This is a genomic window from Stenotrophomonas sp. ZAC14A_NAIMI4_1, from assembly GCF_003086915.1.
Classification (GTDB): domain Bacteria; phylum Pseudomonadota; class Gammaproteobacteria; order Xanthomonadales; family Xanthomonadaceae; genus Stenotrophomonas.
The window spans coordinates 1,432,255-1,456,218 of record NZ_CP026002.1; the positions used below are offsets into that span (position 1 = coordinate 1,432,255).

At 68.9% G+C, this 23,964-nt stretch carries 22 protein-coding genes and 1 pseudogene; 15 read left to right on the forward strand and 8 right to left on the reverse strand.

The features are described 5' to 3' along the window. Window positions 1-45 precede the first annotated feature (45 nt). On the reverse strand, window positions 46-279 hold the full coding sequence (locus C1926_RS06640; RefSeq protein ID WP_108758663.1) for a hypothetical protein: 234 nt from the start codon (window positions 277-279) through the stop codon (window positions 46-48). Window positions 280-345: 66 nt separating this feature from the next. Continuing rightward, a complete protein-coding gene (locus C1926_RS06645; RefSeq protein ID WP_108758664.1) occupies window positions 346-762 on the reverse strand; it encodes a hypothetical protein in 417 nt (138 codons plus the stop codon). 88 nt (window positions 763-850) lie between these two features. On the opposite strand from C1926_RS06645, the gene C1926_RS06650 reads away from it, so the two are divergent. Further along, entirely contained in the window at window positions 851-1,126 is a 276-nt protein-coding gene (locus C1926_RS06650; RefSeq protein ID WP_108758665.1) for a hypothetical protein, read from the forward strand. Window positions 1,127-1,222: 96 nt separating this feature from the next. Here the strand turns inward: C1926_RS06650 and dmeF are convergent, their stop codons facing one another. Beyond that, a complete protein-coding gene (gene dmeF / locus C1926_RS06655; protein WP_108758666.1) occupies window positions 1,223-2,209 on the reverse strand; it encodes a CDF family Co(II)/Ni(II) efflux transporter DmeF in 987 nt (328 codons plus the stop codon). A 50-nt stretch (window positions 2,210-2,259) separates the two neighbouring features. Between dmeF and C1926_RS06660 the strand changes: the two genes are divergently transcribed. Both C1926_RS06660 and C1926_RS06665 read left to right on the forward strand, forming a co-directional pair. Further along, window positions 2,260-2,544 carry a metal-sensing transcriptional repressor gene (locus tag C1926_RS06660; RefSeq protein ID WP_079220449.1) on the forward strand — a complete coding sequence of 95 codons (285 nt, stop codon included), beginning with the start codon at window positions 2,260-2,262 and terminating at the stop codon, window positions 2,542-2,544. Between the two features lie 96 nt (window positions 2,545-2,640). After that, a complete protein-coding gene (locus tag C1926_RS06665) occupies window positions 2,641-3,966 on the forward strand; it encodes a GTP-binding protein (protein ID WP_108758667.1) in 1,326 nt (441 codons plus the stop codon). Window positions 3,967-4,055: 89 nt separating this feature from the next. Here C1926_RS06665 and C1926_RS06670 read toward each other — a convergent pair whose 3' ends face one another. Next, the gene (locus C1926_RS06670; protein WP_108758668.1) at window positions 4,056-5,663 is read right to left on the reverse strand and encodes an ATP-binding cassette domain-containing protein; all 1,608 of its coding nucleotides are present in this window, start codon (window positions 5,661-5,663) and stop codon (window positions 4,056-4,058) included. Between the two features lie 216 nt (window positions 5,664-5,879). Next, window positions 5,880-6,779, reverse strand: a complete 900-nt coding sequence (locus tag C1926_RS06675) for a LysR family transcriptional regulator (protein WP_108758669.1) — start codon at window positions 6,777-6,779, stop codon at window positions 5,880-5,882. Window positions 6,780-7,003: 224 nt separating this feature from the next. Between C1926_RS06675 and C1926_RS06680 the strand changes: the two genes are divergently transcribed. Together C1926_RS06680 and C1926_RS06685 are read left to right on the forward strand one after the other, a co-directional pair. After that, window positions 7,004-8,182, forward strand: a complete 1,179-nt coding sequence (locus C1926_RS06680) for a serine hydrolase domain-containing protein (protein ID WP_108758670.1) — start codon at window positions 7,004-7,006, stop codon at window positions 8,180-8,182. Further along, complete coding sequence (locus C1926_RS06685; RefSeq protein ID WP_108758671.1) at window positions 8,179-9,363, forward strand: MFS transporter; 1,185 nt, start codon at window positions 8,179-8,181, stop codon at window positions 9,361-9,363. Before C1926_RS06680 ends, C1926_RS06685 begins: the two co-directional genes overlap by 4 nt. A 308-nt stretch (window positions 9,364-9,671) precedes the next feature. On the opposite strand, the gene C1926_RS06690 is transcribed toward C1926_RS06685, so the two are convergent. Further along, entirely contained in the window at window positions 9,672-11,291 is a 1,620-nt protein-coding gene (locus C1926_RS06690) for an EAL domain-containing protein (RefSeq protein ID WP_108758672.1), read from the reverse strand. A gap of 225 nt (window positions 11,292-11,516) precedes the next feature. On the opposite strand from C1926_RS06690, the gene cycA reads away from it, so the two are divergent. The 3 genes and pseudogenes from cycA to C1926_RS06705 all read left to right on the forward strand — a co-directional run bounded on the left by cycA (window position 11,517) and on the right by C1926_RS06705 (window position 14,046). Beyond that, on the forward strand, window positions 11,517-12,887 hold the full coding sequence (cycA, locus tag C1926_RS06695; protein ID WP_108758673.1) for a D-serine/D-alanine/glycine transporter: 1,371 nt from the start codon (window positions 11,517-11,519) through the stop codon (window positions 12,885-12,887). Window positions 12,888-12,973: 86 nt separating this feature from the next. Beyond that, window positions 12,974-13,153: pseudogene (locus C1926_RS06700) on the forward strand (D-serine/D-alanine/glycine transporter); the annotation flags it as partial. A 128-nt stretch (window positions 13,154-13,281) separates the two neighbouring features. Continuing rightward, complete coding sequence (locus C1926_RS06705) at window positions 13,282-14,046, forward strand: lytic transglycosylase domain-containing protein (protein ID WP_108758674.1); 765 nt, start codon at window positions 13,282-13,284, stop codon at window positions 14,044-14,046. Between the two features lie 3 nt (window positions 14,047-14,049). On the opposite strand, the gene C1926_RS06710 is transcribed toward C1926_RS06705, so the two are convergent. Further along, window positions 14,050-15,459, reverse strand: coding sequence for a hypothetical protein (locus C1926_RS06710; RefSeq protein ID WP_108758675.1), 1,410 nt, complete (start codon window positions 15,457-15,459; stop codon window positions 14,050-14,052). Window positions 15,460-15,699: 240 nt separating this feature from the next. Between C1926_RS06710 and C1926_RS06715 the strand changes: the two genes are divergently transcribed. After that, window positions 15,700-17,784 (forward strand): gluconolaconase, encoded by a 2,085-nt coding sequence (locus C1926_RS06715; RefSeq protein ID WP_108758676.1) that lies wholly within the window; start codon window positions 15,700-15,702, stop codon window positions 17,782-17,784. Here C1926_RS06715 and C1926_RS06720 read toward each other — a convergent pair. After that, a complete protein-coding gene (locus C1926_RS06720; RefSeq protein ID WP_079225071.1) occupies window positions 17,762-18,169 on the reverse strand; it encodes a YciI family protein in 408 nt (135 codons plus the stop codon). The genes C1926_RS06715 and C1926_RS06720 overlap by 23 nt on opposite strands. A 712-nt stretch (window positions 18,170-18,881) precedes the next feature. Between C1926_RS06720 and C1926_RS06725 the strand changes: the two genes are divergently transcribed. From C1926_RS06725 to C1926_RS06750, 6 genes are all read left to right on the forward strand, one after another. Beyond that, complete coding sequence (locus C1926_RS06725) at window positions 18,882-19,295, forward strand: YciI family protein (RefSeq protein ID WP_108758677.1); 414 nt, start codon at window positions 18,882-18,884, stop codon at window positions 19,293-19,295. 61 nt (window positions 19,296-19,356) lie between these two features. Further along, the gene (locus C1926_RS06730) at window positions 19,357-19,779 is read left to right on the forward strand and encodes a VOC family protein (protein WP_079220461.1); all 423 of its coding nucleotides are present in this window, start codon (window positions 19,357-19,359) and stop codon (window positions 19,777-19,779) included. A gap of 40 nt (window positions 19,780-19,819) precedes the next feature. Beyond that, entirely contained in the window at window positions 19,820-20,230 is a 411-nt protein-coding gene (locus tag C1926_RS06735; protein ID WP_079220462.1) for a VOC family protein, read from the forward strand. Window positions 20,231-20,254: 24 nt separating this feature from the next. Next, window positions 20,255-20,611, forward strand: coding sequence for a DUF1428 domain-containing protein (locus C1926_RS06740; protein ID WP_108758678.1), 357 nt, complete (start codon window positions 20,255-20,257; stop codon window positions 20,609-20,611). A 45-nt stretch (window positions 20,612-20,656) separates the two neighbouring features. Beyond that, entirely contained in the window at window positions 20,657-21,943 is a 1,287-nt protein-coding gene (locus C1926_RS06745; RefSeq protein WP_108758679.1) for a sigma-70 family RNA polymerase sigma factor, read from the forward strand. 311 nt (window positions 21,944-22,254) lie between these two features. Beyond that, on the forward strand, window positions 22,255-23,904 hold the full coding sequence (locus C1926_RS06750) for a M28 family metallopeptidase (protein ID WP_108758680.1): 1,650 nt from the start codon (window positions 22,255-22,257) through the stop codon (window positions 23,902-23,904). Window positions 23,905-23,964 lie beyond the last annotated feature (60 nt).

Genomic DNA, 23,964 nt, shown 5'->3' on the forward strand with positions numbered 1-23,964 from the left:
GTACCCGACCGGCCGTGAGCCCGGCAGGGACGGGCCGGGTATCTTTCAGGGGGCACTGCTGCAGCCAGAGCCGTGCGTGGTGCCCGGGCCGGCGAGAAAACTGACACCTTCGGAAGGACTACCGCCCTGCAGCGCGCAGGCGCGGCGATGCACGGCCTGGGTCGCGGGTGGCTGCCGCACGTATTCGTAGAGCATGCTGCCATCGTCGGTCAGGCGCATTTCGTCATAGGCACCGGTGGTGGTGACCGGCACGACGGCAAGCAGCAGCGACAGCAGCATGGCGTGGCCCCAAAAGCGGCCAGCCTCGGGTCTGCAGCAGCGCAACACCATCAGGAAAGTTGCAGATCAGTCGCACTTCACCGCATACACCGGCCCTGCACCGATCAGCAGCAGGGCCATGTAGTCGCTGTCGCCCGCCTTGGCCTTCAGCGAGGCGCCCCGCTTGGTGTGGAACAGGCCGAAGCCGCCAGCGCGACGGATCAGGGCGCTGTCGATCTGTTCGGCATCGTCGCGGAAGTAGCGGGCGATGTCGGTGCGGCTGGCCAGGGTCAGTGCGTTGGGCTCGCGTTGCCAGTGGCCGTCGCGCTCGAAGGAGACAAAGTACTGCCCGCCTTCCTTGTCGATGCGGAACTCGGCGGGTTTGCGCGTGCTGGTGGTGAAGCAGCCCTGCAGGGGATCGGAGGAGAACGGCAGCTGGGTATCGCCGGAACAGGCGCCCAGCAGCAGGAAGGTGCCGGGCAGCAGCAGGCGGAGCGCGCGCATGGGATGTCCCGACGGGGCAGGTGCCGCTAGTGTAGGGCGAGGGCAGGGCCTGCCCGTACCGATAATCGGCAAGAACCGGGGAGCTGCGATGGCACAGGGCAAGGCACCGTGGTGTGGGTTGGCAAGCTGGCTGGGGCTGCTGGCCGGGTGGGTCGCTGGTTGGCTGGCGGCGCTGGCCTTTGGCGGCAGCGCACCGGCGGCCGGGCTGAGCGTGGGGGTGCTGGCCTCGGCAGTGGTCGGGTTGGGGCTGGCCGTGGCGGCGCGGGCGCGGGATGAGCGCCATGCGTGGCTGGGCATCGGCGGCGCGCTGTTGAGCGCGCTGCCGTTGAAGCTCTACCTGTTGCGGATGCTGTTCAAGCTGTAGCCGCCCGCATTTGTAGAGTCGAGCTTGCTCGACTGCTTTGGCTTCGGGCAGGAGCAGTCGAGCAAGCTCGACTCTACGATCTGGCGCACTGCGGCATCACGCCGTGCGATGGATTTCCAGCGTCACGTGTACCAGTTCTTCGTGCACGGCGAGCGCCTGGCGCAGCTGGTCGGCATCCAGATCGACATCGCTGGTGACCACGCTGGCAGCCACGGCGTACTTGCCACGGCCCACCTGCCACACATGCAGATCGGCCAGGCGTGCCGGCCAGGGCCCCTGTTCGATCACTTCGCGTACTTCCGCGACCACCGGCGCGTCCATCTGCGCATCGAGCAGCACGCGGCCACTGTCGCGCAGCAGGCCGACGGCCCAGACCGTCACCAGCACGGCGCCAACCAGGCCCATCACCGGGTCCAGCCAAGCGGCGCCCCACAGCTTGCCGCCGAGCAGCGCAACGATGGCCAGCACCGAGGTCGCGGCGTCGGCCAGCACATGCATGTAGGCCGAGCGCAGGTTGAGGTCGTGGCCATGGGCAGGACCATGCGCGTGATCGTGGTGGTCATGGTCATGGTCGTGTCCATGGTCGTGGCCATGCCCGTGGCCGTGATGGTGGTGGGCATGGCCCGGGCTGTCGTGCAGCCACCACGCGCACAACAGGTTCACCCCCAGGCCGACCACGGCGATGAGGATGGCCTCGTCGTAGTGGATGGGCGCAGGCACCCACAGGCGCTGCAGCGACTGCACGGCCATCAGCGCGGCCACGCCGAGCAGGGCAATGGCACTGGTGTAGCCGGCCAGGATCTCGATCTTCCACGTGCCGAAGGCAAAGCGCGGGTCGTGCGCGTAGCGCCGTGCGCAGCGGTAGGCGAACACCGAAAGGCCGAGCGCCAGGGCGTGCGAGCTCATGTGCCAGCCATCGGCCAGCACGGCCATGGAGTTGAACCACCAGCCACCGAAGATCTCGATGAACATCATGCTGACGGTGAGCCACATGGCACGGCGGGTATTGCGTTCGGCCAGTGGATTGCCGTCGTCGAAGCGATGGTCGTGGCGGCGGGAGGCGGCGAGGGCGTCCAGGTGCATGGGGGCATTCATGAGTGGAAGGATACCCCCATAGGGTATACGATACGTCCATGGCACATGTACACAAGAACCGGAAACAACTGCTGACCCGGGTGCGCCGCATCGGCGGCCAGGTGGCGGCGCTGGAGCAGGCATTGGACCGCCCGGAGGGCGCGGCGGGCGACTGCGCGGACGTGCTGGTGCAGGTGGCCGCCGTGCGTGGCGCGGCGCACAGCCTGCTGATGGAGCTGCTGCACGAGCACCTGCAGGAACACGTGGTGGCCGCCGAGGACCCGCAGCAGCGGGCGGCTGAAGCCGAAGTACTGGTGGAACTGCTGCGCCGCTACGGCAAATGACCCGGTAGTGCCGGCCGCTGGCCGGCAGTCCGCCGGCTGCGTCGTGGCCATTTAATGTTATATAGTAACATTTCCATCCGCAGCCCTTCGCCCCGCATGAACCCTGTTTCCCGCGCCGACCGCCGCCTGCCGGTCACCGTGCTGTCCGGCTTCCTGGGGGCCGGCAAGACCACATTGCTCAACCAGATCCTGCGCAACCGCGATGGTCTGCGCGTGGCAGTCATCGTCAACGACATGAGCGAGGTCAACATCGATGCGCAGCTGCTGCGCGACGGTGGTGCCGAGCTGCGCCGCACCGAGGAAACGCTGGTGGAGTTCAGCAACGGCTGCATCTGCTGCACCCTGCGCGACGACCTGCTGCAGGAAGTACGGCGCCTGGCCGATGCCGGGCGCTATGACTACCTGCTGATCGAATCCACGGGTATCGGCGAGCCCATGCCGGTGGCTGCCACCTTCGCCGTACGCGACGAACAGGGCTTCAGCCTGAGCGACATCGCGCGCCTGGACACGATGGTGACCGTGGTCGATGGCAGTGCGTTCCTCGCTGATTTCGGATCGACCCTGCGCTTGGCCGAGCGTGGCCAGCAGGCCGGCCCGGACGATGACCGCGGCGTGGTGGACCTGCTGTGCGAGCAGGTGGAGTTTGCCGATGTGATCGTGGTGAGCAAGGTCGACCAGGCCGATGAGGACGTGCTGCAGGACACGCTGGCGGTGCTGCGCGGCCTGAACCGCGATGCGAAGCTGCTGCTGTCCACGTTTGGCGATGTGCCGCTGCGCGAGCTGCTGGATACCGGACGCTTTGACTTCGACCGTGCACAGCAGGCACCAGGCTGGGTGAAGGAACTGCGCGGCGAGCACACGCCGGAAACCGAGGAGTACGGCATCGGCAGCTTCGTGTACCGCTCGCGCCGGCCCTTCCACCCGGGGCGTTTCGCCCGCGCACTGCAGGAGGGCATGCCCGGGGTGATCCGCAGCAAGGGCTGGTTCTGGCTAGCCAACCGCATGGACTGGGTGGGCGAGCTGAGCAGCGTGGGTGCGGCGACGCGTACGCAGGCGGCTGGCTTCTGGTACGCGGCGCGCGAGCGCGTGCGTGCCGGCAATGAGGACACCACGCCGCTGTTGCCGCCGACACCGCTGCCGTACAGCGACCTGGGCTGGGCACGCCAGCAGGCCGACTGCTGGAGCGCGCCGCTGCCGGGGCGGGAGGAATTCCCGGATGGCGAGGCACACGCGGCGATGGCCCGCCTCTGGCACCCGCTCTGGGGCGACCGCAGGCAGGAGCTGGTGGTGATTGGCGTGCACATGGATGAGCGTGCGGTGCGCGCGGCGTTGGATGCGTGCCTGCTCAACGACAGCGAACTGCGCGCGGGGCCGTTGTTGTGGCAGCAGTTGCCGCAGGCGTTTCCGGTGTGGAAGCGATGAGGGCAGAAGCAGCCATGCGTGGATGTCGCGGTCATCGGGCCGGGGTCAGAGCCCTTTTGCGTGGCAAAAGGGATCCGACCCCGGGTCTGCTACAACGCGTCGCGCCACTGCCAGCCATCGCCGCCCACCTGCAGCACCTGCGTTGGCCGCAACGCACGCAGCAGGTGGTTGTCATGGCTGACCATCACCAGTCCGCCTTCCCACGCACCCAGCAGCGATTCCAGTGCCTGTAGTGCCGTCAGGTCCAGCGCGTTGCCGGGCTCGTCCAGCAGCAACAGCTGCGGCGCGGGTTGCGCGTAGAGCACGCTGGCCAGGGCACCCTTCACCCGCTCGCCGTCGCTGAGGCTGCTGGCGGGGCGCTGGATGCGGTGTGCATCCAGCCCGAGCAGGGCCAGCCGTGTGCGCAGCTCGGCCGGGTCTGCGGCCGCGTTGGCCGCCTGCACGGTATCGAGGATGCTGCGCTCGCCAGCCAGGGCCAGCAGTTGCTGGTCGAGCAGGGCCAGCGGTGCATGCCGCTGCACCTCGCCCGCACGCGCCTGCAGCTGCCCGGCCAGTACGCGCAGCAGGGTGGATTTGCCGCTGCCGTTGTCGCCCACCACGGCGATGCGCTGGCCACGGCGGATCTCCAGCTGCAGCGGTGCGCTGCAACCGTGCGGTAGCACCAGATCGTGTGCCTGCAGCAGGCGCGCGCTGCCACGCTCGCCATCGCTGGCAAACAGGGCAAGTTCGGGGGCGGCCTGCACGGCTGCCGCCGCACTGCGCAGCTGCTGCGCGCTGGCCTGCAGGCGGTCGGCCTGGATCTGCTGCGCGCGGCCCTGGGTGGCCTCCGCACGCTGCTTCTGCCCGCCCAGCAGGATCGGTGCCTGGTTGGCCTGCTTGGCATCGCGGTTGCCGCGCGCCTGCCGCTGCTGCTGGCGTTCGTGCTGTTCGCGCGCGCTGCGTTGCTGCTGGCGGTGCTGCGCGCGGGCATGGTCAAGCTGCGCGGCGGCGGCATCGCGCTCGGCCGCGCGCGCGTCGGCATAGTGCTGCCAGGGCCCGCCATAGCGGTGCAGCCCGCGTGCATCCAGTTCCACGATCTGCTGCATGTTGGCCAGCAGTTCGCGGTCGTGGCTGATGACCAGCAGTCCGCCCGGCCAGCGCTGCAGCTGCTGGTACAGCTGCTGGCGGTTGCGCGCATCCAGATGATTGCTGGGCTCGTCGAGGATGAGCCAGTCGGCACCGCTGGCCCATGCGCCGGACAGGGCCACGCGCATGGCCTGGCCGCCACTGAGGCGCGCGGCTGGCTGGGTGGGCTGCAGGTCATCGGGCAAGCCGAGGGCATGCCATTGCTGCTGCAGGCGTTCGCGCAGGTCCCAGCGGTCGCCGACGCAGGCGAAGTCCGCTTCGTCGATGCTGCCGGCTTCGATGCGCACCAGCGCTGCCAGTGCATCACCGACGCCGGCCAGTTCGCCGACCGAGCCGCGTGGCGGATAACCGGGCGTGGGCAGCAGGAAGACCCGGCCGCTGCTACGTACCTGGCCGCTGTCGGGCAGCAGTTGCCCGCCCAGCAGGCGCGCGAGCACGCTCTTGCCGGCGCCATTGGCGCCGACGAGGCCGGTGGCCACCGGTTCAAAGGAAAACGACAGTTCGGAAAACAGCGATCGGCCATCGGCCAACCGATAGGACACGCGATCGAGCGCGAGGGAATGCGTGGTCATGCGACCTCCATGGGATGCCTGGTTCTCCCCTGCGCACAGGGGCGGGAAGAGTCGGGCCGTCTAGTGGAAAGACGGCGGCATCACTGGCGCATCGGTCGCGAGCCTCTTGGAGGAATGAGGGGGGATTATAACGCCCGCAGGCATGCGAACTGTAGTCGAGCCATGCTCGACTGCTCTCGAAGCGCAGTCGAGCATGGCTCGACTCTACAAAGGCGGTCAGGGCACGGTATCCAGCCGCGCGCTGATGAAATCGATGAACACCCGCAGCTTCGGCAGCACGTGGCGGCCGGAGGGCCACAGCAGGTGGAAGGTGCCGCAGGAATGCACGTGCTCATCGAGCACGGTGACCAGGCGGCCCTCGGCGAGGGCATCGCGCACCGAGTGCACCGGCACGAAGGCCAGGCCGATATCGCGCAGGGCCAGTTCCACCCGTGCTTCGATGGTATTGGCGACCATGTGCACCGGCAGGTCCTGCGCAGCCTGTTCGTCCGGCCACTGCACCGGCCACGGCTCGAGCTTGCCGCTGCTGGGGAACTTGTAGTGCAGCAGGGTGTGCTGCAGCAGGTCGGCCGGCACCTTGGGCACGCCGCGCCGCTGCAGGTAGGAGGGTGAGGCGACGATGCGCCGTGGAAACACGCCCAGGCGCCGGGCATTCATCCGCGAATCGCTGGGTTCGCCGACACGCAGCACGGCATCGAAGCCTTCCTCGATGACATCGACCAGGCGGTCGCTGAAATCCAGGTCGAGGCGGATGTCCGGATAGGCAGCCATGAAATCGGCCAGCAACGGCAGGGTCAGGTCACCCACCAGCGGCAGGCTGATGCGCAGCGTGCCACTGGGTGCGGCGTGCGGCTGGGCCAGTTCGGTGCGTGCAGCATCGCGCTCGGCGAGGATGCGGCGGCAGCGCGCCAGGAACAGCTGGCCTTCTGCGGTGAGGGTGATGCTGCGCGTGCTGCGGTGGAACAGGCGTACGCCCAGCGCGTGCTCCAGCCGTGCCACGCACTTGCCGGCAGCCGAGGCGGAGATGCCCTGCAGGCGGCCGGTCTCGACGAAGCTGCGGGTGTCGGCGGCATGCACGAAGGTCTGCAGGTTGGCGAGGTTGTCGAGGACGGACATGGGCGGCGCAGCGGGAAAACCGCAGGGTAGGGCCAGTTGCAGCGTGCGGCTAGGTGGCCGTTGCAACACTGCGGTTCAACACCGCTGCGCTGGCAGCCCGCCCGTGCTGTCCGTGCGGGGCGCCGATTGCGGACCTGCCGGTCCGCGAAGCGCGGAGCGCCGCCCCGCTTTTTGCAGCGGCGCGCGCTGCCTAAGGTGGCGGCCCTCCCCCCAAGGATTGCCCCATGAATGCTCTTCCTGTCGACGCATCCACGCCCACACTGCCCGGCGTGGCCCACGTGCTGCAGCAGGCCCACCCGCAGCGCCTGGTGGGTGCGGTGGTGCTGGTGCGCGAACACGGCGTGCTGCGCCATGCCAGCGCCAGCGGCCTGGCCGACCGCGAGGCGGGTACGCCGATGCAGCGCGACCAGCTGTTCCGCCTGGCATCGGTGAGCAAGCCGCTGCTGACCACGGTGATCCTGCGCCTGGTGGCCGACGGCGTGCTCGATCTGGATGCGCCGGTGCAGCGTTGGCTGCCGGCGTTCCGCCCGGCGCTGGCCGACGGCAGCGTGCCGCCGATCAGCCTGCGGCAGCTGCTGAGCCATAGCAGTGGCCTGGGCTACCGCTTCCTCGAAGCCGACGCCACAGGGCCGTATGCGCGTGCCGGCGTCAGCGATGGCATGGACGCCAATCCGGTGAGCCTGCAGGACAACGTGCAGCGCATCGGCCAGGTACCGCTGCTGTTCGCACCGGGCAGCCAGTGGCTGTATTCGCTGGGCGTGGATGTGGCCGGTGCCGTGGCCGAAGCGGCGAGCGGGCAGACGCTGCAGCAGCTGTTCGATCGCCTGCTGGCACAGCCGCTGGGACTGCGCGATACCGGCTTCAGCACCGCGCAGGGCGCGCGGCTGGCCACCGCCTATGCCAGTGATGTGCCGCAGCCGCACCGCCTGCAGGAGGGCGAGATCGTCGCGCCGTTCGATGGCACCGTGGGCATCGAGTACAGCCTGGCGCGTGCCACCGATGCAAGCCGCTATGCCTCGGCGGGCGCTGGCCTGATCGGCAGCGCCGATGACGTGATGACCGTGCTGGAGGCCCTGCGTGATGTGCAGGCGACCGCCGTGCTGCCGCCGGCGCTGGTGGGCGAGATGGGCTGCCCGCAGGTGGGCGGGCAGGGGCCTGCCGATCCGCCGGGCTGGGGCTTCGGCCTCGGCTTTGCGGTGCTGCGCGACCCCGCCGCATCAGGCACGCCGCAGGGCGTGGGCACGTGGCGCTGGGGCGGTGCCTACGGCCACAGCTGGTTCGTCGACCCGGCGCGTGGCCTCAGCGTGGTGGCGCTCACCAACACTCTCTACGAGGGGATGCACGGCGCGTTCGTCGATGACCTGCGCGATGCGGTGTACCGCGATCTGGAGGCGGCGCGATGAGCGGCCATGCAATTGATGCATCGTCGCCTGCGGGTGAAGCCACGCGGTTGCCGTGGAACGGCCTGCTGGCCCTGGCCGGGGGCAGCTTCATCACGCTGTTGACCGAGACCCTGCCGGCGGGCGTGCTGCGGCCGATGGGGCAGAGCCTGGGCGTGAGCGATGCGGCCGTGGGCCAGCTGGTGAGCGTGTATGCACTGGGGTCGGTGCTGGCGGCGTTGCCCATGACCGCGCTGACCCAGCGGCTGCCCCGCCGGCCGTTGCTGCTGGCGGCGATTGCCGGCTTCGTTGTGGTCAACGCACTGACGGCGCTGACCAGCAACTACACGCTGCTGCTGGTGGTGCGCTTCCTGGCAGGCGTGGGTGCGGGCCTGCTGTGGTCGCTGGTGGCGGGCTATGCCGCGCGCATGGTGGTGCCGGCGCTGCAGGGACGGGCGATTGCGGTGGCGATGGTGGGTTCGCCACTGGCGTTGTCGCTGGGCGTGCCGGCGGGCACGCTGCTGGGCCAGCAGATCGGCTGGCGCTGGGCGTTCGGCCTGATGGCGCTGCTGGCGGTGCTGCTGCTGGGCTGGGTGCGCTGGGCGGTGCCTGCACTGCCGGCGGCGGGCGGCGGCCAGCGGGTGCCGCTGGGCACGGTGTGGCGCCTGCCCGGCGTGCGCAGCACCCTGCTGGTGATGGCGCTGTACGTGCTGGCGCACAACGTGCTGTACACCTACATCGAGCCGCTGGCGATCCTGGCCAACGCGCAGCACTGGCTGGACCGCGTGCTGCTGGCCTTTGGCGTGGCCGCCGTTGCCGGCATCGGCATTGCCGGCTGGGGCGTGGATCGCCACCTGCGCGCGCTGGTGTGGGCGGCGGTGGCCGGTTTCGTGCTGGCGGTGGCGGCGCTGCTGCTGTGGCCGGGCGTGCCGCAGGTGCTGCTGCTGGCCAGCGTGCTGTGGGGCGTGGCGTTTGGCGCGGTGCCGACGCTGTTCCAGACCGCCGTCGCCCGCCGTGCCGGTGCCGCGGCCGACCTGGCGCAGTCGATGCTGGTGACCGGCTGGAACCTGGCGATTGCCGCAGGCGGCGTGGCGGGTGGCGTGGTGCTGCAGTCGGTTGGCGCAGGGCAGCTGGCGTGGTTGCCGCTGCTGTTGCTGGCCGTGTGCGCGGCGTGGTTGTGGGCGCGGCCGAAGGCCTGGGTGTAGCGGCTGTTGCATGGGGTTGCCGGCCAGCGGCCGGCACTACCAGGGCTGCGTCATCCACGCATGGCGTGGATCTACTGAGCGCAGCGACCCGCGTTTGCCTTTGCTCTTTCTGTTGATTCCGTGGTGTGACGCCGCAGCAATGTGTCAGAGGACGGGGCGGTGGGGCTCGCGGGGGTGTCTGCCGCATGGATGCGGCGGACAAGCCTCCATGGATGGATTCACGGCGTCCCCCGCGAGCCCCACCGCCCCGGCCAAGCACGCGATCATTGCGCACGCCGCCCCGCCACGAGGGGCTCCGCCGTTGGCCGTCATTCTTCCGCGCCGGCCTGTTCGATCGGCACGCTGCGTGGGTTCTGCATGTCCTCGCGCGCGGCGCCGTAGCGCTGCTGGCGCTGGTGGTGGAAGGCGATGAACGCATCGCGCGGCAACGGGCGCGAGAACAGCCAGCCCTGCCCGAACTGCACCTGCTGGCTGTGCAGGTAGGCCAGCTGCGGTTCGGTTTCCACGCCTTCGGCCACCACCCACAGGCCCAGTTCCCTGGCCATGTCGATGATGTGCGGGGTGACCGGGCTGGTGGCGCTCTCCGTGCCGATGGCATCGACGAACGACTTGTCGATCTTCAGCGCATCCAGCGGCAGCTGTTCCAGGTACTGCAGGCTGGAATAGCCGACGCCGAAATCGTCGATGGCGATGCTGTGGCCGGCGCGCCGCGCGGCGGCCAGCATGGTGCGTGCACGGTCGGCATCAAGGAAGCCGCGTTCGGTGGCTTCCAGCCAGATCTGCTGCGGCAGGATGCCGCTGCCGGCCATGCGCTGGGTGATCGACTTCAACGCGCGGCCGCTGATGATGTCCTCGGCCGCGAGGTTGATGGCGATGTGCGCGCTGCGGTCCTGCACCAGCAGATCGCGCATGTCCGACACCACGTTCTCGATCACCAGGTCGGTGAGCGCGGTGATCAGGCCGTGTTCCTCGGCCAGCGGCACGAAGATGTCCGGCCGCACCTGGGTGCCGTCGGGGCGCTGCCAGCGCACCAGGGCTTCGGCGCCGACGCAGATGCCGGTCTCCAGCTCGATGATGGGCTGGTAGTGCAGGTACAGCTCGCGGCGGCGGATGGCGATGGCCAGCTCGCCACGCAGCGAGAGGCGGCGGCGCGACAACCAGATCACCACGCCGGTGCCGATGCCCGCCAGCAGCAGCCCCACCGGCACGAACAGCCAGGCCTGCTGGCGGAAGGTGGCCGCCAGCGCGGTACGCGGCCCGGTGGCGATGGCCAGCCACTCGTTGTTGCGGGCGGTGGCGTACAGGGTGTCGTTATCGAGACCCTCGCCGGGCTCGCGCAGCAGCCGCGCCAGCAGGGCCTCGTCGATGCCGCTCTGCTTGGACAGCAGGCGGCCGTCGGGGCTGGCCAGGGCCAGGCGCACCTGCGGGTCGGCGATGACATCGACGAAACGGCGCGGGTCGACCAGCGTGTCGTATGAGCCGTACTGGATGGACAGCACCTTGCGCTGCTCGGTGGCCTGCGGGCGCACGTCCACCTTGATGCCGGCGCCATCGCTGGTGACATGGTCCGGGGTGGGCTGGGCGACCTCCCCCTCGAACGCACCCCACGAGGTGCACCGCAGCTTCCCTGCCTCGAAATAGCCCATCTGGTCGACCGAGGGCGTGGTCATCACCAGCGTCTGCAGGCGCCGCACGTGCGCGGCGCTGCACGGGGGCAGGCGCGACGCTTCGGCTGACTTCAACACGGCCAGCGATTCCTGGTAGGAGACGTCGGCGCGACGCAGGGTGCGTTCGGCGATCTCGTGCAGGCGCCGCTGTTCCAGGCCGACGGCACTGTTCCAGGTGGCATAGACCATCGCGGCGATCGGCACGATGGCCACCAGGATCGACAGCACGGTCGCCCCGATGATGACGCCCAGGCGGCTCATGGCAGGGTTTCCAGCGGGCGGGGCAGGGCGCTGCGCATGGCGGGCCGGTCCTTGGTCGGATGCGCTATCTGAGCATGTTGCAGCGCCGGGGGAAATGGGCGGGGCCATGGAGGGGGCGCATTGGGATGAAAGCGCTGCGATTTGACGCGTTCACCCAGCGGGACGCTGGCGCCCGGCGCCGCAGAGGACTACCGTCGGGGACTTCACCCGCCCCTTCCCGCGCCCATGACCGAGCCCGCCACGCCCCCCGAACACCTGAGCCGCAGCCTGTCCAACCGCCACCTGCAACTGATCGCCATCGGCGGTGCCATCGGTACCGGCCTGTTCATGGGGTCGGGCAAGACCATCAGCCTGGCCGGCCCGTCCATCCTGTTCGTCTACCTCATCATCGGCGCGATGCTGTTCTTCGTGATGCGGGCGATGGGCGAGCTGCTGCTGTCCAACCTGCAGTACAAATCCTTCATCAATTTCTCCACCGATCTGCTCGGCCCCTGGGCCGGGTTCTTCTGCGGATGGACGTACTGGTTCTGCTGGATCGTCACCGCCATCGCCGATGTCATCGCCATCGCCGCCTATGCGCAGTTCTGGTTCCCCGAACTGCAGGCATGGATACCCGCACTGCTGTGCGTGATGCTGCTGCTGGGCCTGAACCTGGTGACGGTCAAGCTGTTCGGCGAAATGGAATTCTGGTTCGCGCTGATCAAGATCGTGGCCATCTGCGCGCTGATCATCACCGGTGCCGGCCTGGTCGCGTGGGGCTTCACCTCGCCCAGCGGGCATACCGCTTCGCTGTCCAACCTGTGGAATGACGGCGGCATGTTCCCGATGGGCCTGGTCGGCTTCTTCGCCGGTTTCCAGATCGCGGTGTTCGCCTTCGTCGGCATCGAGCTGGTGGGCACCACCGCCGCCGAAACCGCTGACCCGGAGCGCAACCTGCCCAAGGCGATCAACTCGATCCCGGTGCGCATCCTCATCTTCTACGTGCTGGCCCTGGTGGCGATCATGGCGGTGACGCCGTGGCGCCAGGTGGTGCCGGACAAGAGCCCGTTCGTGCAGCTGTTCGTGCTGGCCGGCATCCCCGCCGCGGCCAGCCTGATCAATTTCGTGGTGCTGACCTCGGCCACCTCGTCGGCCAACAGCGGCATCTTCTCCACCAGCCGCATGCTGTACGGCCTGGCCGAAGAGGGCCACGCCCCGCGCGGCCTGTCGCGCCTGTCGCGCGCGGCGGTGCCGGCCCGCGGCCTGCTGTTCTCGTGCCTGTGCCTGCTGGGCGGCACCCTGCTGATCTACCTGATCCCGAACCTGGTGACCGCCTTCACCCTGGTGACGACGCTGGCAACGGTGCTCTTCATCTTCGTCTGGTCGCTGATCCTGGTGGCCTACATGGTCTACCGCCGCCGCTACCCGGAACGCCATGCGGCGTCGATCTTCAAGATGCCCGGCGGCGTCGCCATGTGCTGGGCGTGCCTGGTGTTCTTCGCCGGCGTGCTGGTGCTGCTGAGCCTGCAGGCCGACACCCGCCAGGCCCTGGTGGCCAGCCCGGTCTGGTTCGTGCTGCTGGGCGCGGGGTATTGGCTGCGGAGGCGGGCGGGGTAGAGTCGACCGTTGGTCGACTATCGCGCGCAGCGCGGGGTTTTCGCGTTCTGATCGGGAGAGCAGTCGACCAACGGTCGACTCTACCGGCGGCGTCGATCTTCAAGATGCCCGGCGGCGTCGCCATGTGCTGGGCGTGCCTGGTGTTCTTCGCCGGCGTGCTGGTGCTGCTGAGCCTGCAGGCCGACACGCGCCAGGCCCTGGTGGCCAGCCCGGTCTGGTTCGTGCTGCTGGGCGCGGGGTACTGGCTGCGGAGGCGGGCGGGGTAGAGTCGACCGTTGGTCGACTATCGCGCAGCGCGGAGTTTCGCGTTCTGATCGGGAGAGCAGTCGACCAACGGTCGACTCTACCGGGATTCACCAGAATTTCGCAGGCGCGGCCGGATCATCCGGCCGCCATGACCCTCCGCCTCGTCCTCATTGTGCTGTTGCTGCTGCCGGGCCTGGCCAGTGCCCGCACGGTCTACCGTTGCGTGCAGGGCAACACGGTCAGCCTGGCCACCGCGCCGGAGCCGGGCTCCCGTTGTACGCCGAAGGAGATCGACGACAACGCCATCCAGGCCCCCAACCTGTGGGGCAACATGGGCGTCTTCAGCGGCGTGCTGTACGAACGCGAGCAGGACGGAGCACTGGTCTATTCCACCCGCAACCTGCCCGGTTCGCGCGTGTTCCTGAAATTCACCGTCGCCACCCCGCCCGGTGAGCCGGCCCACGAAGGCCTGGGCAGGGTCGGCAAGCCGCAGCTGGCCCAGCATGCCAAGCAGTTCAAGGCGGCCGCCAAGGCCACCGGTGTCGACGACGCCTGGCTGCGCGCGATCGCCCATGCCGAGAGCAACTTCGATGCGCTGGCCGTCTCCAGCAAGGGCGCGCAGGGGGTGATGCAGCTGATGCCCGATACCGCGCTGGAGTACGGCGTGCGCGATCCGTTCTCGCCGCAGCAGTCCATCGACGGCGGTGCCCGCTACATGCGTGCGCTGCTGCGGCGCTACAACGGCGATCGCGCGCTGTCGGCGGCCGCCTACAACGCCGGCATCGGTGCGGTCACCCGCTACAGGGGCGTGCCGCCGTATGCCGAAACCCAGGCCTACGTGGACAAGGTGATGGCGTTGTACGCGCGCTACCGGGAAGCGATGGGCATCCGCAGCGAAGTGCCGGCGAAGTAGCGCTTACTCGAAGGGGTAGAGCGCATGCCGCCCGCGCGTGCCGACGGCGGCGATGGCCTCGCGTACATCGCCGCGCTGCAGCAGCTGCTGCAGGAGCACGTCACGTTCGGCGGCCAGTGGCCACCTCGGAATATCACCGTACTGTTGTGCTTCCTGCAGCATGTTCTGCCGGGTATCCACACTGCGCAGACGTCGGATGATCTCTGCTGCGGCGTCGTCCTGGCGGCCCTGGGCCAGCAGCGCATGCAGGTAAGGATCGCGATCATTGCCCTTGCGACCGGCAATGGCGGCGGTCGCGCGCGCCACGGCCGCCGCGTCACCCAGTTGCTGGTAGGCCACCACCCGGACCAGATCGGCCACGCTCTTTCCGTAGTCGCTGATGTCGTGCAGTTCTTCCATCAGGGCCAGGGCCTGCGCGGGCTGCCGGTCATCGGCCAGCCACAGGGCCAGGTTCAACTGCTGGCCGACAGCGGCATGGCCATCTGGACCGAAGGACATGGCGTGGCGCAGCGTGGCGACCGCCGCGTCGGTCTGGCCGAGCCGGCGCTGCGCCTCCGCGCGCAGGTTGAGCAGCCAGGCCATCTCCATCATGGCCTCATCGTCGTGCACAAAGAACGCGGGCGTGGCGTCGGCGAACGGCGCGCTGGCCTCGAGCAGGCCCGTGTTGTCGCCGGCCTGCAGCAGGGCGGTCAGCAACGCAGTGACGCGGGGCAGCTGGTCGGGATGTGCCTGCACGTTGCCGCGCAGCAGAGCCACGTAGGCGGGCAGCGCAGCTTCGGCGGAGAGCGGTGTGGCGCGGGCCGCCATCGCGACATCGAAGCGGCGGTCAATGCTCAGGTGCAGCAGTGGCATCGGCTGATCGATACGCGCGACCGTGCGCTGCAGGGCCTCGGTCTGGCCGGCGTCGGCCTGCAGTTCGGCCAGCCGTTGCCAGCGGTGCTGGGGATCCTGGCCCTCATCGGTCCACTGCGCATCAAACAGCGCCTGCAGCAGCGGCTGAAGCGCTGCATTGTCGTCCCGCAGGGCCTGTGTCAGATGGTTGACCAGCACTGGCTCGAAGCGTGCAGTGGCATTGTCACCGTTCCACGCCAGGGCTTCGCACAGGGCGCGCGCAGCGTCGGCAGGGCGGCCGGCGCGCGCATAGAACAGCGATCGCGTGTCGCGCGGATAGGTCCGCTCCGGCGTGAGCACCTGCGCCTTGCGCAGCAGAGCCAGCGCCTCGTCGGTGTGCGTGTCCACGAGGGTCAGCCAGGCCTCCAGTTCGTAGGCGTTGGCCTGCATTTCGTTGCCGCTGCGCGCCAGTTGCGGGTAGGCCCGCAGGCGTGCCAGCAGTCCGCGGGCGCGCGTGTAATCGCCCTGCTGGGCGGCAGCCCAGCCCATTGCCAACTGCTCGGACGGGGTGGCCTCGGACATCGCGCTGGCCAGCGTCTGTGGCGGAAGATTCGCGGCCCATATCGCAGGCACGAAGCAGAACGAGAGTGCCAGCAGGGCGCGGGGAAACGGAGCGGACACACGAACTGGCATGCAGGCAACCCTTCCATGGAGTGCGCTGATTGAAGCCCGATTGCAGGACGAGCACAAGCGCCGTGCTCGACGCCGTTGCAACCAGCGTCTATCGTCGTGGCCTCTTTCAGGGAAGGGCGAACGCGAGCGATGGCACGGCGGCAATGGATGGCGGTGGGTGTGGTGGTGGTGGCAACGGCAGCTGCGCTGGCCGCGACCTGGTGGGAACGCCCCGCACAGGCGCCGGACACGCCCGTTGGCCCGCAACCCACGCCGCTGGCCTGGACCGCGCAGATCGAGCCGCTGGCCGGTGATGGCTACCCCGGCGACCGCGACGGCGCCTCGGCGCAGGCACGTTTCGCCGAACCCTATGCACTGCTGCGCAGCGCCGATGGCAGCGTGTACTTCACCGATGCCGGCGACAACAACCGCATTCGCCGCCTTCTGGCCGATGGCCGCGTTGAAACGGTGGCCGGGCAGGGCGAGGGCCTGTCCGATGGGCCGGGCCTGCAGGCCCGCTTCAATACGCCGTCGGGCATCGCCGCCGATGCGCAGGGCAACCTGTACGTGGCCGACACCGGCAACCACGCGATCCGCCGTATCAGCACCGATGGCCAGGTGAAGACCGTGGCCGGTGGCACCCAGGGCTTCGCTGATGGCCCGGCGGCGCAGGCGCGCTTCGATGGCCCGATGGGTATTGCCGTGGACGCGCAGGGCCAGGTGTTCGTGGCCGATACCTGGAACGACCGCATCCGGGTGATCGGCACCGATGGCAACGTGCGTACCCTGGCCGGTGGCGATCGCCCCGACTTCGCCGATGCGGTGGCGGGCGAGGCCCGCTTCGACACCCCGGTGGCGCTGGCCTTCGATGCGCACGGTGCGCTGCTGGTGGCCGACTTCTTCAACAACGCGGTGCGCCGCGTCGGCGCCGATGGCACGGTCAGCACCGTGGTCGGCAACGATGGGGTGATCAACGGACCGCTGTCGCTGGCCACGACCCACGATGGCGTGCTGTACGTGGGTGATTTTGCCGGGCGCCTGGTGCAGGTGACCCCGCAGGGCCACCAGGTGACGCTGCTCGGCAACGACCGCCTGCCACGCCTGGCCCGGCCCAGCGGGCTGGCCGTGGAAGACGATGGCAGCCTGCTGGTGGCCGACGCCGCCGGCTATCGCGTGCACCGCGTGCGCCCGCTGGCGGTGGGCGCGCTGCCCGCGCCTGCGCTGGTGGGCCCGGCTGCGGATGCCGCACTGCCCGACACCGGCGGTCGCTGGCCGCTGGCCCCGCAGGAGGGCTGGCATGAAGTGGTCGGCACGCTGGGCGAAGTGCGCGGCACCTTCACTGGCGAGAGCCGCCACCACCTGCACGGCGGCTTCGATGTGCGCGGCGACGTCGGCCAGACCGTGCTGGCCATCGCCGACGGCAAGATCAGCAGCCCGATCGCAGCCTGGAACCTGGGCGGCCAGGCCGAAGGGCTGGCGGTGGGGCGCTTGAACTACATCCACATGCGGGTGGGCCGCACGCCCGCCGGCCAGCCGTTCGACGCGCGCTGGCAGCCGCTGTACAGCGAGGACGGCAAGCTGGAGCGCATCCGCGTGCGTCGTGGCACGCGCATCCACGTCGGCGACCGCCTGGGCAGCATCAACAGCCAGGCGCACGTGCACCTGCAGGTGGGCACCAGCGGTTTCGAGACCAATGCGGTGGCGCTGGGCTTCACCGGTTACGCCGATCACTTCGCACCGCGCATCACCGATGTCGGCCTGCTGGATGACAACGACCAGCCGCTGGCCGCCGGCAGCGATGGCGTGGTGATGCTGGCCCGGCAGGGGCGTGGCGTGCAGATCGTGGTGGAAGCGTGGGACCAGGTGGACAACAACCTGCCGCGCCGCCGCCTGGGGCCGTACCAGGTGGGTTACCAGATCCTCGATGCCGCCGGGCAGCCGCTGCAGGGCTACGAGCAGCCGCGCTGGAACATCGTGTTCAACCGGATGCCGCCGCAGAAGCAGGCGGTGAAGGTGGCCTATGCGCCGGACAGTGGCATCACCGTGCATGGCAGTGCGGTCACGCGGTTCCGTTACCTGGCCACCAACACCGTGCGCGACGGGCTGATGGAAACCGGGCGCTGGCAGCCGGCTGCCTTGCCGCCGGGCGAGTACATCATCCGCGGCAGTGCGCGCGACTACAGCGGTAATGAAGGCATCGGCAAGCGCGAGATCAGGGTGCGGCTGCTGCCATAGCCGCCGCCGGTGCGCCGCAGCGTTCGCGCTCGGCGTCCATGTCTTCCAGTGGCCGCACCTCGATGCTGCCGAAGCGCGCCCACGGGAAATCGCGGGCGATGCGCATGGCTTCGTCGCGGTCGCGTGCGCGGATGAGGTTGAAGCCGGCCAGCAGTTCGCGGGTTTCGGCGAAGGGGCCATCGAGCACGCGGCTGTGGCCATCGCGCACGCGCAGGGTCTGGGCGGTGTCGACGGGTTGCAGTTTCTGCGCGGCGAGCAGGGTGCCTTCGGCCTGCAGCTGATCGGCGTGGGCGAGGCAGTCGCGCATCAGGGCATTGAATTCTTCGCTGGGCAGGGCCTGCAGCAGGGCGGGTTCGATGTAGATGAGGAGCAGGTACTGCTGCATGGCACGGTCCTGGTGGGGGCAGGGTTCCATGATGGCGCAGGTTTGCCTGCGGGCATGCTGCAGCGCGAAAGGCCGCCTGCGGCGGGGGATCGGCGAACGGCGGGGCCCCTCCGTGGTGGGGTTGGGTTGGTCGCCAGAAGCGGGGCTCTCCGGGCTTGGCCGGTCGGGGTGGGGGCGCGGGACACGCCGTAAACCCATCCCTGGGGGCTCGTAGGCGCCATCCATGGCGCCTGCGGTCCCGCGCCCCCACCCCGACCGGCCCCTGACAGTTTCCCGCGGCCTCCACCACGGAAAATCAACAGAAAAGAGCAAAAGCGGGTCGCTTCGCTCGCAAAGCCGAGGCCGCCAGCGCACTGCTTTGGCCGTTGCTTCTGCTTTTGCCTTTTTCCTTTGATCTTCCGGGGTGGACGCGCGGGAACGTGTCCGTGGCCGGGAGGGTGGGTTGGCTGGGGGCGTGAGCCGCATGGATGCGGCGACCGAGCCTCCATGGACGGATTCACGGCGTCCCCCAGCCAACCCACCCTCCCGGCCAACCCTCAGGTCCCGGGCTTTCAGCGACCCACCACGGAGGGGCTCCGCCGTTCGCCGATCCCCCGCCGCAGGCGCGCCTTCCGCGCGGGAAAAAAATTTCCAACTGACCTGTCGATTCCCGTCCCCCCGGTTCGTCGTACCAGATGAAGGGCACGCAGAACGCCGCCCACGGGAGACCCGCATGAAAGTCATGGTCATCGTCAAAGCCAACACCGATTCCGAAGCCGGCCGCCTGCCCAGCGAAGCGGAACTGGCCGAAATGGGCGCCTACAACGAACAACTCGTCGCCGCCGGCATCATGCTCGCCGGCGAAGGCCTGCACGCTACCGCACGCGGCCGCCGCATTCATTTTGGCGCCGCCGCCCCGCAGGTGCAGGCCGGGCCGTTCGGGCCGCCCAGCGAGCAGATCGCCGGCTTCTGGCTGTGGAACGTGCGCTCGCTGGAAGAGGCCATCGAATGGGCCAGCCGTGCTCCGTTCGGCGCCGGCGGCACCCTCGAGCTGCGCCCGCTGATCACCGCCGAGGATTTCGGCGAAGCCTTCACTCCCGAATTACAGCAGCAGGAACAGCGTCTGCGGGAACAGCTCGCAGATTGATCGGATTGATCCGACCCTTCGCCGGGAATGACCCGGCGCTTCCACCCAACGGAGCACTGCCATGAAACTGATTCCCTTCCTTGGCTTCAGCGGCCAGGCCCACGATGCGATGGCCTTCTATGCCAAGGCCCTCGGTGGCCAGGTTACGTCCGAGATGAAATACCGCGACATGCCGCCGTCCGATGGCTCGCCGGGCTGCAACGAGATGCCGGCCGAAACCCTCGACCATGTGGCGCACAGCCAGCTGGAGATCGACGGCGCGATCCTGATGGCGGCTGATGGCCCGGGTGGCGGCGAGGGCGGGTCGACCACCATCAATGTCGATGTCGGCAGCATCGAGGAAGCCGAGCGCGTGTTTGCCGCGCTGGCCGAGGGCGGGCAGGTGCAGATGCCGATTGCCGAAACCTTCTGGGCCCATCGCTGGGGCATGCTGATCGACCGCTACGGCAAGCCGTGGATGGTCAACTGCATGAAGCAGCCCTGATCCCATCCAATCACCCATCACCCGCACAGGAACCGCAACGATGAGCGCACCGCAACCGCAGATGATCTTCGTCAACCTGCCCGTGCAGGACCTGCAACAGTCCAAGGACTTCTTCAGCGCGCTGGGCTACAGCTTCAACCCGGCGTACACCAACGAAGATGCCGCCTGCATGGTCATCAGCGAGAGCATCTTCGTGATGCTGCTGGTCAAGCCGTTCTTCCAGCAGTTCACCAACAAGGGCATCGCCGATGCGCATGCGCAGACCGAGGTGATCACCTGCCTGTCGGCCGACAGCCGCAAGGCGGTGGACGTGATGGTGGACAAGGCGGTGGCCGCCGGTGGCAGCGAACCGCAACCGGCGCGCGATTACGGTTTCATGTACCAGCGCGGCTTCCAGGACCTGGATGGCCACCTGTGGGAAATCGCACACATGGAGGGCGAGCCGGGCTGACGGCGCGCCTCGAGGAGGAAGACCATGGCTTACGTGGACGCTTACGTGCTGCCGTGCCCGCAGGACAGGGTGGCCGACTACCGCCGCCTTGCCCGCAAGGCCGGCACGGTCTGGAAGGATCACGGCGCGCTGCAGTACATGGAATGCGTGGCCGATGATGTCGACCCCGGGAAGTCCACCTCGTTCCCGCGCGCGGTGAAGGCCAAGCCGGGGGAAACGGTCATCGTCGCGTTCGTGGTGTTCCGCTCGCGCGCTGCGCGCGACCGTATCAACGCCAAGGTGATGGCCGACCCGCGCCTGGCCAGCATCGGCCCCAAGGACATGCCGTTCGATACCAGGCGCATGTTCTGGGGCGGCTTCAAGCCGATTGTCCAGGCATGAGTGCTGGCGCTTGTGCGGGCACGGCCTGCGTGCTGTGATCGGCGCATGACCGAGCCCGCCCTGAGCCAGCGCCTGGAAACCCTCTGGCGGATGGAATCGCCGGTATTGATCGCGCGCCTTGCGCGGCTGCTCGGCGGTGATGTCGGCCGTGCCGAGGAGCTGGCACAGGACACCTGGCTGGCCGCGCTGGAGCGCTGGCCGGCGCAGGGCATCCCGGACAATCCCGGAGCCTGGCTGATGACCACTGCGCGCAACCGTGCCATCGATGTGCTGCGCCAGCACCAGCGCGTGGCGCAGCAGCATGCGCAATGGGGCGATGAACTGCACCCGGCGGCGTTGCCTGCGCCCGATGATACCCAGGCCCTGGAAGATGACCTCGGCGATGACCTGCTGCGGCTGATGTTCGTGGCCTGCCACCCGGTGCTGCCAGCCGATGCGCGGGTGGCGTTGACCCTGCGCCTGCTGGGTGGGCTGACCACCACCGAGATTGCCCGCGCCTTCCTGCAGCCCGAGCCCACCATCGCCCAGCGCATCGTGCGCGCCAAGCGCACCCTGGTGCAGAAGCAGGTGCCTTATGAAGTGCCGCGCGCCGAGGCGTTGCCTGAGCGACTGGCGTCGGTGCTGGAGGCGATCTACCTGGTCTTCAACGAAGGCTACGCGGCCAGTGCCGGCGATGACTGGATGCGCCCGGCGCTGTGCGAGGAGGCGCTGCGACTGGCCCGCATCCTGGCCCATCGGCTGCCTGCACCGCCGGTGCTGGGGCTGCTGGCATTGATGGAACTGCAGGCCTCGCGTGCCGCGGCGCGCGTCGATGCGCAGGGCCAGCCGGTATTGCTGGACGTGCAGAACCGCGCGCGTTGGGACTGGCTGCAGATTGAGCGTGGGCAGCAGGTGCTGCAGCGTGCGCTGGAGGCCGGCGGTGGCGACGACGCCTATGTGCTGCAGGCCCGTATCGCGGCCTGCCATGCCACTGCGCGCCGCGCCGACGATACCGACTGGGCGCGCATCGCCGCACTGTATGCACAGTTGCTGCAGGTGATGCCGTCGCCGGTCGTGGCCCTCAACCGGGTGGTGGCGGTGTCGCGCAGCGACGGCGCGTTTGCGGCCTGGGCGCTGCTGCAACCGTTGCTGGTCGATGCACGGTTGCAGGGCTATGCGCCCTTGCAGGTGGTGCGTGGCGACCTGCTGCAGCAGCTGGGCCGGCATGATGATGCCGCCAGCGCCTTCCAGCAGGCCGCCGCGATGACCGGCAATGCCCGCGAGCGCGCGCTGCTGCTGGCGCGTGCCCAAGCATCGGGGTCAGAGCCCTTTTCCACCGGAAAAGGGCTCTGACCCCTTCGTGAGTGTCGACCAAGTTCGACACCTACCAGAGTAGAACGCGGTTCCAACAGACCGCGGGAATCTGTCGAAGGCGGGGTGGTGTGGGTTTGCGGGGTGTGAGCCGCATGGATGCGGCGACCAAGCCCCCATGGATGGGTTCACGGCGTCCCCGCAAACCCACACCACCCCGGCATCCCACGTAATGCAGGCATTTGCTTTAGAAGCTGCCGGCCAGCGGCCGGCACTACCGCCTCTGCAGGTGCAGGGCGCAGCCCTGCCGAATCCCATTACACTCCGGAAGGATTTTCCTGCTGGAGAGAGCAATGAAACGAGCAGTACTGGGCGTCCTGGCCCTGTCGGTGTCGAGCGCACTGATGGCCGCCACGCCGAAGTTCGACGGCGCGCGGATCTCCGCCGACGTCAAGGAGCTGGCCTCCGACGCCTACGAAGGCCGCTCGCCGGCCACCGCGGGCGAAGAGAAGACCATTGCCTACCTCAGCAAGCAGTTTGCCGCTGCCGGCCTGCAGCCGGGTGGCGACCTGCAGGATGGCAAGCGCCTGTGGACCCAGGCGGTGCCGCTGCGCAAGGGCGACATCGTCGGCACCCCGCAGCTGGCCCTGCACCAGGGCGGCAAGACCCTCACCCTCGACCAGGGCAAGCAGATCGCCGTGCGCGCGGCCATGAACGGCGCCACCGACGTCGACATCAGCAAGGCGCCGCTGGTCTTCCTCGGTTACGGCGTGAAGGCACCGGAGCGCAACTGGGATGACTTCAAGGGCGTGGACCTGAAGGGAAAGATCGCCGTCGTGCTGATCAACGATCCTGATTTCGAGACCGGCAAGGGCGACTTCGACGGCAAGGGCATGACCTGGTACGGGCGCTGGCCGTACAAGTACGAAGAGGGCGCACGCCAGGGCGCACTCGGCGTGCTGATCGTGCACGAGACCGCACCGGCGTCCTACGGCTGGGCCACCGTGGCCGGCTCCAACACCAACACCATGTTCGACGTGGTGCGCGACAACCCGGCCGAAACCCACCCGCTGCTGGAAGGCTGGATCCAGCGTGACCTGGCCGTCGAGCTGTTCCGCGCGGCCGGGCAGGATTTCGAGGCGCTGAAGAAGAAGGCGCAGCAGCGCGACTTCACCCCGGTGGCGCTGACCGGCGCCAGCCTGGATGCGAAGTACGCAGTGAAGACCGAGGTGATCACCTCGCACAACGTGGCCGCACGCCTGGAGGGCAGCAGCCACCCGGACGAGACCATCATCTACAGCGCGCACTGGGACCACATCGGCGTGGGCGAACCGGATGCACGCGGCGACCGCATCTTCAACGGCGCGCTGGACAACGCCAGCGGCACCGCCTCGCTGATCGAGCTGGCGCGCGGCTTCGCCAAGGGCCCGCGCCCGCAGCGCTCGCTGCTGTTCCTGGCGGTGACCGCCGAGGAGAAGGGCCTGCTGGGTTCGGAGTACTACGCCACCCACCCGCTGTACCCGCTGGAAACCACCGTGGCGGCGATCAACATGGATGGCATGGCACCGTTCGGCCCGTCGCGCGATTTCGGCATCTATGGCACCGCGCGCTTCGAACTGCTGGACCAGCTGAAGGACGTCGCCAAGGGCTGGGACATCCGCTACACCCCCGACCCGAAGCCGGAAGCGGGCCTGTTCTTCCGTTCCGACCACTTCTCGTTCGCCAAGCGTGGCGTACCGGCGCTGTCCTGGTCGGCCGGCCAGGACTGGGTGAACGGTGGCGTGGCCGCTGGCAGGAAGGCATCGGAGGATTACACCGCCAAGCGCTACCACCAGCAGGGCGACGAGTGGCAGCCGGACTGGGTGTTTGCCGGTGCCGCGCGCGACCTGGAAGTGCTCTATACGCTGGGCAACCAGCTGGCCAACGCGCGCAGCTGGCCGAACTGGAGCACCGACGAGTCGTTCCGCGCCGTGCGTGACAGCAGCGCCGACCAGCGCAAATAAGGGATTGCGGGGCGCTGCCCCGCCACCCACCGGTAGCGCCGGGCCATGCCCGGCGTTCCC

Coding starts and splice junctions, on each gene's coding strand:
- C1926_RS06645 (WP_108758664.1), bottom strand. CDS start 762: ATGCGCGCGCTCCGCCTGCTGCTGCCCGGCACCTTCCTGCTGCTGGGC.
- C1926_RS06715 (WP_108758676.1), top strand. CDS start 15,700: ATGGCACGGCGGCAATGGATGGCGGTGGGTGTGGTGGTGGTGGCAACG.
- C1926_RS06735 (WP_079220462.1), top strand. CDS start 19,820: ATGAGCGCACCGCAACCGCAGATGATCTTCGTCAACCTGCCCGTGCAG.
- C1926_RS06705 (WP_108758674.1), top strand. CDS start 13,282: ATGACCCTCCGCCTCGTCCTCATTGTGCTGTTGCTGCTGCCGGGCCTG.
- C1926_RS06665 (WP_108758667.1), top strand. CDS start 2,641: ATGAACCCTGTTTCCCGCGCCGACCGCCGCCTGCCGGTCACCGTGCTG.
- C1926_RS06640 (WP_108758663.1), bottom strand. CDS start 279: ATGCTGCTGTCGCTGCTGCTTGCCGTCGTGCCGGTCACCACCACCGGT.
- C1926_RS06685 (WP_108758671.1), top strand. CDS start 8,179: ATGAGCGGCCATGCAATTGATGCATCGTCGCCTGCGGGTGAAGCCACG.
- C1926_RS06660 (WP_079220449.1), top strand. CDS start 2,260: ATGGCACATGTACACAAGAACCGGAAACAACTGCTGACCCGGGTGCGC.
- C1926_RS06650 (WP_108758665.1), top strand. CDS start 851: ATGGCACAGGGCAAGGCACCGTGGTGTGGGTTGGCAAGCTGGCTGGGG.
- C1926_RS06740 (WP_108758678.1), top strand. CDS start 20,255: ATGGCTTACGTGGACGCTTACGTGCTGCCGTGCCCGCAGGACAGGGTG.
- C1926_RS06675 (WP_108758669.1), bottom strand. CDS start 6,779: ATGTCCGTCCTCGACAACCTCGCCAACCTGCAGACCTTCGTGCATGCC.
- cycA (WP_108758673.1), top strand. CDS start 11,517: ATGACCGAGCCCGCCACGCCCCCCGAACACCTGAGCCGCAGCCTGTCC.
- C1926_RS06750 (WP_108758680.1), top strand. CDS start 22,255: ATGAAACGAGCAGTACTGGGCGTCCTGGCCCTGTCGGTGTCGAGCGCA.
- C1926_RS06710 (WP_108758675.1), bottom strand. CDS start 15,459: ATGTCCGAGGCCACCCCGTCCGAGCAGTTGGCAATGGGCTGGGCTGCC.
- C1926_RS06725 (WP_108758677.1), top strand. CDS start 18,882: ATGAAAGTCATGGTCATCGTCAAAGCCAACACCGATTCCGAAGCCGGC.
- dmeF (WP_108758666.1), bottom strand. CDS start 2,209: ATGCACCTGGACGCCCTCGCCGCCTCCCGCCGCCACGACCATCGCTTC.
- C1926_RS06690 (WP_108758672.1), bottom strand. CDS start 11,291: ATGAGCCGCCTGGGCGTCATCATCGGGGCGACCGTGCTGTCGATCCTG.
- C1926_RS06730 (WP_079220461.1), top strand. CDS start 19,357: ATGAAACTGATTCCCTTCCTTGGCTTCAGCGGCCAGGCCCACGATGCG.
- C1926_RS06720 (WP_079225071.1), bottom strand. CDS start 18,169: ATGCAGCAGTACCTGCTCCTCATCTACATCGAACCCGCCCTGCTGCAG.
- C1926_RS06680 (WP_108758670.1), top strand. CDS start 7,004: ATGAATGCTCTTCCTGTCGACGCATCCACGCCCACACTGCCCGGCGTG.
- C1926_RS06745 (WP_108758679.1), top strand. CDS start 20,657: ATGACCGAGCCCGCCCTGAGCCAGCGCCTGGAAACCCTCTGGCGGATG.
- C1926_RS06670 (WP_108758668.1), bottom strand. CDS start 5,663: ATGACCACGCATTCCCTCGCGCTCGATCGCGTGTCCTATCGGTTGGCC.